Annotated in this window: 10 protein-coding genes and 1 pseudogene; 8 read left to right on the plus strand and 3 right to left on the minus strand. The window is 61.1% G+C overall.

The annotated features are described in order from the left end of the window. Positions 1-135: 135 nt before the first annotated feature. Positions 136-1,245, minus strand: coding sequence for a Zn-dependent alcohol dehydrogenase (locus M6D32_RS03250; protein ID WP_298253293.1), 1,110 nt, complete (start codon positions 1,243-1,245; stop codon positions 136-138). A gap of 17 nt (positions 1,246-1,262) precedes the next feature. Beyond that, the gene (locus M6D32_RS03255; RefSeq protein WP_298253295.1) at positions 1,263-1,580 is read right to left on the minus strand and encodes a DUF6166 domain-containing protein; all 318 of its coding nucleotides are present in this window, start codon (positions 1,578-1,580) and stop codon (positions 1,263-1,265) included. A gap of 100 nt (positions 1,581-1,680) precedes the next feature. On the opposite strand from M6D32_RS03255, the gene M6D32_RS03260 reads away from it, so the two are divergent. The 3 genes from M6D32_RS03260 (at position 1,681) to M6D32_RS03270 (ending at position 3,218) form a co-directional block, all read left to right on the plus strand. Continuing rightward, positions 1,681-2,469 (plus strand): sterol desaturase family protein, encoded by a 789-nt coding sequence (locus M6D32_RS03260; RefSeq protein WP_298253297.1) that lies wholly within the window; start codon positions 1,681-1,683, stop codon positions 2,467-2,469. Positions 2,470-2,639: 170 nt separating this feature from the next. After that, positions 2,640-3,035: a hypothetical protein gene (locus M6D32_RS03265; protein ID WP_298253299.1), complete on the plus strand. Its 396-nt coding sequence runs from the start codon at positions 2,640-2,642 to the stop codon at positions 3,033-3,035. Positions 3,036-3,047: 12 nt separating this feature from the next. Next, on the plus strand, positions 3,048-3,218 hold the full coding sequence (locus M6D32_RS03270; RefSeq protein ID WP_298253301.1) for a hypothetical protein: 171 nt from the start codon (positions 3,048-3,050) through the stop codon (positions 3,216-3,218). 82 nt (positions 3,219-3,300) lie between these two features. On the opposite strand, the pseudogene M6D32_RS03275 reads toward M6D32_RS03270, so the two are convergent. After that, positions 3,301-3,420: pseudogene (locus M6D32_RS03275) on the minus strand (aldehyde dehydrogenase family protein); the annotation flags it as partial. 136 nt (positions 3,421-3,556) lie between these two features. Between M6D32_RS03275 and M6D32_RS03280 the strand changes: the two are divergent. The 5 genes from M6D32_RS03280 to M6D32_RS03300 all read left to right on the plus strand — a co-directional run bounded on the left by M6D32_RS03280 (position 3,557) and on the right by M6D32_RS03300 (position 8,176). Then, a complete protein-coding gene (locus M6D32_RS03280; protein ID WP_298253303.1) occupies positions 3,557-4,276 on the plus strand; it encodes an enoyl-CoA hydratase/isomerase family protein in 720 nt (239 codons plus the stop codon). 24 nt (positions 4,277-4,300) lie between these two features. Continuing rightward, positions 4,301-5,284, plus strand: a complete 984-nt coding sequence (locus M6D32_RS03285) for an NAD(P)-dependent oxidoreductase (RefSeq protein WP_298253305.1) — start codon at positions 4,301-4,303, stop codon at positions 5,282-5,284. Between the two features lie 3 nt (positions 5,285-5,287). After that, positions 5,288-6,088 carry an N-acyl homoserine lactonase family protein gene (locus tag M6D32_RS03290; RefSeq protein WP_298253307.1) on the plus strand — a complete coding sequence of 267 codons (801 nt, stop codon included), beginning with the start codon at positions 5,288-5,290 and terminating at the stop codon, positions 6,086-6,088. Between the two features lie 3 nt (positions 6,089-6,091). Beyond that, positions 6,092-7,024 (plus strand): NAD(P)-dependent oxidoreductase, encoded by a 933-nt coding sequence (locus tag M6D32_RS03295; RefSeq protein WP_298253309.1) that lies wholly within the window; start codon positions 6,092-6,094, stop codon positions 7,022-7,024. 102 nt (positions 7,025-7,126) lie between these two features. After that, on the plus strand, positions 7,127-8,176 hold the full coding sequence (locus M6D32_RS03300; protein ID WP_298253311.1) for an ABC transporter substrate-binding protein: 1,050 nt from the start codon (positions 7,127-7,129) through the stop codon (positions 8,174-8,176). The last annotated feature ends 190 nt before the right edge of the window (positions 8,177-8,366 follow it).

Genomic DNA, 8,366 nt, shown 5'->3' on the forward strand with positions numbered 1-8,366 from the left:
AAGTACAGGCCCATCGCGAAACTCCTTTTCGTGCGCGTGGTGGCTCACGAGTCGGGGCGTTTCGTCGATGGGCCACTGCTGGAAATGTCAAACTTCTACTGCCACCCCGGCAGAGCCGGGGGGTCTCCCATTGGACTAGAACACCACCACGCTGCGGATCGCCTCGCCGCGCTTGAGCGCCGCAAAACCCTCGTTGACCTGCTCGAGCGAAATACGCGCCGTGATGAGGTCTTCAAGATCAAGCCGTCCATCCAGCGCTGCGCGCGCCAGCATCGGGAAGTCGCGCAGGGGTCGCGCACCGCCGTAACTCGAACGGCGAATGCGCTTCTCCTGCATCAGTGAACCCCAGCGGAACGCTACGTCCTCGTTCACGTCGGTCTTGCCGAGCCAGATCACCTCGCCGCCGGGCCGCACCGCTTCGCTGGTCAATCGGAACGCGCGGGGGCTGCCGGCTGCTTCCAGCACCACGTCCGCGCCGCGACCGCTCGTCAGCCGGCGCACGGCTTCGACCACGTTTTCCTTTGCCGCGTTGACGGCATGGGTCGCGCCAAGTTTTTGCGCCAGACGCAGCTTGTCCTCGGCGAGATCGACCGCGATTACGGTCTCCGCCCCCGCCATGCGCGCGCCCTGCACGGCGGCAAGACCCACCGCGCCCGAGCCGATCACCATCACGGCATCGCCATGCTGGATCGAGGCGACGTTCAGCGCTGCACCGACCCCGGTCATCACGCCGCAGCCGATCAGGCACGCCTGATCGAACGGCAATTCCTTCGGCACGACAATCGCCTGCTGCGCCGGAACGATGCAGTATTCGGCGAGCGCGCCGAGATACATCAGGTGCTTCAGTTCGCGTCCATCACGCAAGCGCGCCCGGCTCGCTCCGTCGAACTGCACCGCAAGCGGCGCCTGACCCAGATAGCTCTCGCAAAGAATTGGCAGGTCGCGATCGCAATAGAAGCAGTGCCCACAATGCGGATTCCACGAGAGCACGACATGGTCGCCGACGGCAACGCCGCGCGCCTCCGGCCCAACCCGCTCGACGACTCCTGCAGCCTCATGGCCAAGGACGATCGGCATCGGATTGCGCAAGGAGCCGTCGATCACCTCCAGATCAGTGTGACAGAGGCCGGCCGCCTTGATCCGGACGACGACGTCGCCCGGCGCCGGATCGGTCGCATGCACCGTTTCGATCGAAAGCTCTGACTTCGTCGCGTGAAGGACGGCCGCCTTGTAGGTGAGTGCCACTTTACAAAGTTCTTCGTTCAGGACGCGGCGCGCAGCGAGCCGCCGCGAAGCGCGTTGATGGCGGCGTCGACGTCGGCCGACGTCATCTCCCACTCATTGTCGAAATTAGCGACCACGGCCTTCATGAACGGTTCGACCAGCGCCTTGGCTGCGGCAGCATCGCCCAGATGCTCGGCCAGGATTGCGAGTGCGAGCTGCCGCGGCTCGTCGCCCTCGTAGCTCCATTCGTATCCGTTGGGGGTATATCGATGGATATCAAGCCTCTGGTCGAGGAGTTGGCCGTCGACCCAGGCCTTGACGCCGTCGATGGTACGGTCGCCGTTGAATTTCTTCACTGCAGTTCCCTCCCGGTCGGCTTGCGGCCATGATAGATTAGTGATATATCAGACTCCAGATTTCATGTCATCGTCGATTTTCGACAGGATAAGGACCGCCATGGAACTCGCCTCGACCCCCATGTCCGACCGCCAGCGCCGTTACCGCGAGACCTACCGCGAGCGCGTGGCCGGATGGTACAACGGCTGGCTGCACGTTTTCATCATCTATGTGATCGGCTTAACCGCACTCTACATCTATCTGGCGAACGTGCACTCCTTACGCGCGTGGGAGCTTCTGATCATCCCGGTCGCCTTCCTCGGCGCCAATTTCTTCGAATGGTGGATTCACCGCTACGTCATGCACCGCCCCTCGCAGGTCAAGGCGTTCCGTGCGATCTACAATCGGCACACCTTGATGCATCACCAGTTCTTCACTGAGAAGGAGATGCGCTTCGCCGACCACTTGGACTGGCGCGTCACCTTCTTCCCACCCTATGCGCTCGCGACCTTCACGCTGATGTCGATACCGCTTGCGATCATCGCCGGCTGGATCGTTTCGCCAAACGTCGGCTGGTTGCTGATCGCCACGACGACCTCGATGTACCTGGTCTACGAATTCATGCACTTCTGCTGCCATGTCGACGAGAACTGGTTCGTAGCCAACATGCCGACGGTGAATACCCTGCGTCGTCACCACACCGCGCACCACGATCAGTCGATCATGATGGAGCGCAACATGAACCTTACCTTCCCGATCATGGACTGGGTGTTTGGCACGTCCGATCTCAACCGCGGCCTGCTCGGCCACCTATTCAACGGTTACGAAACCAGATTCATCAAGAGCGACATGCGCAAGACGGCTCGTACGCCGAAGATCGATCCGCAGGTCCACTCGGTCCCGGTCTAGTGCGGCGAATTTGAAGTTCCTATCAAGGTTGCCGAAAATTCGTCATAGGAACTTCAAATTCAAAGCCGCGCTAGAAACTAATAGTTGCTAGAGCTCCTTTGATTTCCGAAGTTCGCATCAAGGGCTGCCACGACATCATGCGAACTTCGGAATCGGAGCTCTAGTAGCCCATGCTGCGCGCGATCGAACCCAATGGGCTGGCGCTGGCGCTGTTTGCGGCAACCTTTGCCGCGGGCTGCCTCAGCTTCTTTACCCTGGCCGGCATGTTTCCCGCGCGGGCACGGCCGGCGCCGGTCTCAGGACTGACGGGCAACGCGCTCGTGCTATTGAACGTCGCGCTGCTGGCGGCGCTGCTCGGCGGCGTGGCGTTCTACGCACACGAAACGCTGCGCTGGACCTCCGTGGTCGTCGCCGGCGGCCTGATCTTCCTGTTCGTGCCATCGGTCGTTGAAGTCATCCCAAACGCGTGGCGCGACAGCTGCGGCGGTCTCGTCTTGCTTGGCGCGATTCAGCTTGCCTCGCTGGCGCTGCTGGTTTCCCCGCTTCTGAAATTTTCCGCCTTGTAAGGAGCACGACCCATGCCCTTCCCGATCAAGACTGCACTCTCGATTATCGTGCTGCTGGTCGCGCTCGCCGGCTATTTCTATCAGGACTCGATCGGCATGCACGGGCCGAAAATCGCGATCCTGTTCCTTGCGCCTTTCATGGTCATTGCGATGTGGATCTTTCCCGAGGTCACGCGGAAGTAGTCACGAGCCCGCGAACAAGGCCGAAAATAACGATGGCGGTCGAAGCCGCCACTTTCCCTTCCTGAGAGTGCGCTCGAAGCCTTCAGGTTTTGACCCAGACCGCCTTGACGTTGAGGTATTTTTCGACGTGCTGCTTGCCGGACTCCCGGCCATAGCCGCTCATCTTGTAACCACCGAACGGAACGGACGGGTCCATCGCCTGGGCCCGCGCCGCAACTTTTGGGTGGCGTGACAAGGGATTGACAGATTGTTAGACAATTCATGCCGGATGGGTGGCGACCCGGCCGGGTTCGGGACGCGGTAACATTAGAAATGCCAATCAAAGGAGGATGCCCACCATGGCGATCGAGATCAGTGCCCAGGGAAAGGGCGTTTCCGTGGTCACCCTGGCAGGCCAGGAAGCCAACAATTTCCTTTACACCCCGGATATTCTCGATCTGGCCGCGGTACTGACGAAATGCGCCTCCGACAGGGAATTGCGGGCGCTCGTGATCACAGGCCGCAACAACATGTTTTGCGGCGGCCGGGTCGGCGTCAAAGGCCTGACGCGGGCCTCCGAAGTCGCTGAAGACCTCAATGCCATCCTCAAAGTGAACGCCGCGCTCAATGCTTTGAGCGTTCCCGTCATCGCTGCGGTCGAAGGCAAGGCGTTCGGATTTGGCTTCGGCATGACCGCCCAGGTCGACTATGCAGTCGCCGCGGAAAACGCCGTGTTCTCGCTGCCGGAGATGTCGCACGGCCTGCCGCCGCTGATCGTCTTCACCTATCTGTTCCGCTTCGTGCCGTACAAGCGCGCGTTCGAGCTCGCCGTCACCAGCCGGCAGATCCTGGCGAAGGAAGCGCAGGACACCGGCATCGTGACCGAAGTCGCGCCGGCGGGCACCGCGCTGAAGCGCGCGCTGGAAGTTGCCAACCAGATGGCCGCCTTCGATCCAAAGTCGATGGGCCTGCTTCGCAGGTTCGGCCGCGAGTCGGCAGAGGTCTATTCCAGGCACATGAGCGAGCACGCGGTCGCGCTGATGAGCGTGATGCTGGCCGAACGCAACGCCGCGCACTGAACCCCTTCAACAGCGGGCAAACCAATGAACGTATTGGTGACGGGGGGAGCGGGATTTCTCGGCGGCTACATCATGGCCGCCCTGCTGCGGCAGGGACATGGGGCGTTCGCCTACGACATCGCGCCGCCAAACGTCGACACGCTTGCGATATCACCCGATATTGCGGCGCGCTTTCGCTCCGGACAGATCAACGACATAGCCCGGCTCTTCGCGGTTTGCCGCAGCGAGAACATCGAAGCGATCATTCACTCGGCCGGAATGGTCGGTCTTGACCCGTCCCTGGAACAGCCGATCGCAACCTACCAGACCAATATCATGGGTCTCGTCAACGTCTGCGAGGTCGCGCGGCAGCTATCGATGCGGCGCGTCGTCTTCGTGTCGAGCAACGCGGCGTATCACCAAGGCTCGGGCGCAACGCTGGTCGAAACCGATCCGGCCTTTTCGATTCGCGACGCCAATCCGGCCGGACACTACGGCACCTCCAAGATGGCCGGCGAGGCCATCGGGCTTGCTTATGCGAACTTCCAGAACCTCGATTTCCTCGCGATCCGCGTCACGGCAATCTACGGTTTCGGCATGCGCATTCCAATGTACATCAAGCCGATGGTCGAAAATTCGGTGCTCGGCAAACCGACGCGTTTTGCAACCGGCGGGCGGATGAAGCGCGATTACACCCATGTTTCGGATTGCAGCGATGGCATTATTACCGCCCTTCAGGCGCCTTCCTGGAAAGCCGGCGAACAACGCGTCATCAATGTCGCAAGCGGCAATGCGCGAACCGCAAGCGAAGTTGCCCAGATCGTTCGCAATACGATTCCGGGCGCCGACATCGAAATCGGCGACGAACTGACGCCGCTGGAACAGCAGAACGTCAAGATGCGGACCTCGCTCGATATCACCGCCGCCAAACGCCTTCTGAACTGGTCGCCGAAATGGCCGCTTGAAAAAGGCATCGCGGAATATGCCGAAACTTTCCGGCGCCACATCCCCCGCTCTTCAACGAGTTGAACAATGTCCGCCCTTCCCGATTACGAAGTCTACGCCATCCGCTACGCGACGCGCGCCTCCAAGCGTTCCGACAATTTCATCGGCGGCGATCCGCACGACGGGCCGATGCCGCTCGATTATTATGTGTGGGCCGCGATCGGGCCGGACCGGAGCTATGTAATCGACACCGGCTTCACCGCCGAGATCGCCGCCAAGCGCAAGCGCGACTATCTGCGCTGCCCGATCGAATCGTTGAAACTCATCGGTCTCGACCCTGCCAAGGTGGCCGACGTCATCCTCACCCACCTGCACTACGACCATGTCGGCAGCTTCGACAAGCTTCCAGCCGCAACCTTTCACTTGCAGGAAGCCGAACTGCACTACGCGGTCGGCCGCTATATGAAATACAGGAAGTTGCGTCACTCTTACGAGGTCGAGGACGTCGTCGGCATCGTCCGTGCCAATTACGCCGGCCGCGTCAACTTCTATGAAGGATCGGCGGAGCTGTCGCCGGGCATCACCATCCACCCTGCCCCCGGTCATTCGGCGGGACTGCAATTCGTACGGGTACATACCAGGCGCGGCTGGGTGGTTCTCGCCTCCGACGTCACGCACTTCTACGAGAACATGGAAGCGCACAAGCCCTATGTGACGGCATTTCATATCGGCCAGATGCTGGAGGGATTTGACAAGCTGCGCGCGGCGGCGCCCTCGCCCCAGCACATCATTCCCGGTCACGATCCCCTTGTCATGAAGCGCTACAGGGCGCCGCGGCCTGAGCTCGAGGGCATTGTAGTCCGTCTCGACGACCCGCCGAAGGAGTAAGCGATGAAGATCGGCTTTGCCGGATTGGGAGCCATGGGCGGCCCGATGGCCGGTCACCTGCTCGATGCCGGACACACGCTTTATGTCCTGACAAGACGCCGCGAGTCGGCCGCCACGGCGATCGCCAAAGGCGCGATCTGGGCGGAAACGCCCAAGAAACTCGCGGCGAACGCGCAGCTGGTCTTCACCGTTCTCCCCGGGCCGCCGGAGATCGAAGCGATCATGGCGGGCGAAGACGGTCTTCGCGCCGGCCTCGCAGCCGGAACGCCTTACATCGATTGTTCGACCAATTCGCCCGCACTGGTGCGCCAGCTCTCCGCCGATCTCGCCAAAACTGGCGTCTCCATGCTTGATGCGCCGGTCAGTGGCGGACCGAAAGGCGCGGCTTCGCGAAAGCTCGCGATCTGGGTCAGCGGCGAGCAAGCGACGTACGATGCCTGCAAGCCGATCCTCGATCTGCTCGGCGACCAGGTGCGCTATCTCGGCGACAGCGGCAACGCCTCGGTCGCCAAGCTTGTGCACAACTGCGCCAATTACGGCATCCAGATGGTTCTGGCCGAAGCTTTCACCTTGGGCGTGAAGGCCGGCGTCGATCCGGTCGCATTGTTCAGCGCGATCCGGCAAGGCTCGCTCGGACGGCAGCGCGCAGTCGATCGCATGACCGATCAGTTCCTGCCGCATGAGTTCGATAACCCGGCCTTCGCGCTCGAGCTCGCACACAAGGACGTGTCGCTTGCGACTGCGCTCGGCCGCGAGACCGGCGTGCCTATGCGCTTTGCCAACATGACGCTCGCCGAGATGACGGAAGCGTTGAACAAGGGATGGGGCAAACGCGACTCGCGCTCTGCGATGCTGATTCAGGAAGAGCGCGCCGGTCTCGACATCCGTATTCCGCGTAACGTGCTGCAGGATATCCTGAAGAAGGAACCGCTATGAGTGACGCGTTTTGGGCCAGCGGGATTGGCTAATGGATTAACGACAGCCGCCGACCTTGAAAATGAAAATGTGCAAAAAGGCGGCGCAGGGAGGAAAAGAACAATGAAACGTGCTTTGGCGATTTCCGCTTTCGGCCTGGTGATGCTGGCGGCCGGTGGCGTGGCGGCGGCGGATAATCCTGCACTTGAAAAGAAGAACCTCACCATCGCGGTCGGAGGCTCCATCAGCCAGATGAACAAGGTCGCCTATTTCGTGGCGTTGAATCGCAAATATTTCGAGCAGGAAGGCCTCATCGTCGAGTCCAATGCCTTCGCGTCGGGCACGGCCGCGCTGCAAAGCCTCGTCGGCGGCAGCGCCGACGTCGCAGAAGGCGCCTATGAGCATACGCTGCGCATGCAGACCAAGGGCGTCGATATCACCTGCCTCGTGCCTTACGGCCGCTATCCCGGCAACGTGCTGGTGGTGCGCAAGTCGGAAGCCGACAAGATCAAGACGGTCGCCGACCTCAAGGGCAAGAAGATCGGCGTCTCGGCGCCAGGCTCCTCGACCCACAACTTCGTCGCCGGACTGATGGAGCGCGCCGGCGTTTCCTGGAAGGACGCAAGCTATATATCGATCGGCACCGGCCCGAGCGCGGTGGCGGCGATGAAGAGCGGCGGCGAACTCGATGCGCTGGTCAACCTCGATCCTGCCATCAACACCCTGGTCGACGGCGGCGATGCGGTCATTCTATCCGACAGCCGGACCGCGGCAGGTACGCAACAGGCCTTCGGCGGCGGCTATCTTGCGGATTGCCTCATGGTGAAGAACGACTTCCTGAAAGCCAATCCAAACACCTCGCAGGCGATCGTCAATGCGGTTGTCCATGCCATGCAATGGCTGAAAACGGCATCGATCGACGACATCATCAAATCACTCCCACCCTCGTACTATAAGAGCGGCGAGGCGATCTATCGGGTGTCGCTGCAGCGAAACCTGCCGGCCTTTCAGTGGGACGGCCTTGTGAATCAGGAAGCGGCCCAGAATGTGCTGAACTCGATTGGGGTGATCGATCCGGCGCTCAAGCGCGCGAAGATCGACTTCAGCCTGACCTATGACAACAAACGCGTCGAGACGGCGCTGCAGAAATACCATTCGCCAGTGCTGCAATAGCCGCAGACATCTTCGATGTTGCCCGCTGCGCCGTCAGGTCGCGGCCGGGTAGTCGTCCGTGAAAAATCCCGAAGCGACTGGCTGGCAATAGAAATTGCTGGAATTCGTGCAATTGGATTTGCCAGAAATTGGGACCTGGGTGCCGATTTTCTTGCAAATTGCGGTTGGGGATTGAACGAAGCCGCTGGCG

It is taken from the genome of Bradyrhizobium sp., assembly GCF_027307225.1.
Classification (GTDB): Bacteria; Pseudomonadota; Alphaproteobacteria; order Rhizobiales; family Xanthobacteraceae; genus Bradyrhizobium.

Coding starts and splice junctions, on each gene's coding strand:
- M6D32_RS03260 (WP_298253297.1), top strand. CDS start 1,681: ATGGAACTCGCCTCGACCCCCATGTCCGACCGCCAGCGCCGTTACCGC.
- M6D32_RS03265 (WP_298253299.1), top strand. CDS start 2,640: ATGCTGCGCGCGATCGAACCCAATGGGCTGGCGCTGGCGCTGTTTGCG.
- M6D32_RS03270 (WP_298253301.1), top strand. CDS start 3,048: ATGCCCTTCCCGATCAAGACTGCACTCTCGATTATCGTGCTGCTGGTC.
- M6D32_RS03280 (WP_298253303.1), top strand. CDS start 3,557: ATGGCGATCGAGATCAGTGCCCAGGGAAAGGGCGTTTCCGTGGTCACC.
- M6D32_RS03285 (WP_298253305.1), top strand. CDS start 4,301: ATGAACGTATTGGTGACGGGGGGAGCGGGATTTCTCGGCGGCTACATC.
- M6D32_RS03290 (WP_298253307.1), top strand. CDS start 5,288: ATGTCCGCCCTTCCCGATTACGAAGTCTACGCCATCCGCTACGCGACG.
- M6D32_RS03295 (WP_298253309.1), top strand. CDS start 6,092: ATGAAGATCGGCTTTGCCGGATTGGGAGCCATGGGCGGCCCGATGGCC.
- M6D32_RS03300 (WP_298253311.1), top strand. CDS start 7,127: ATGAAACGTGCTTTGGCGATTTCCGCTTTCGGCCTGGTGATGCTGGCG.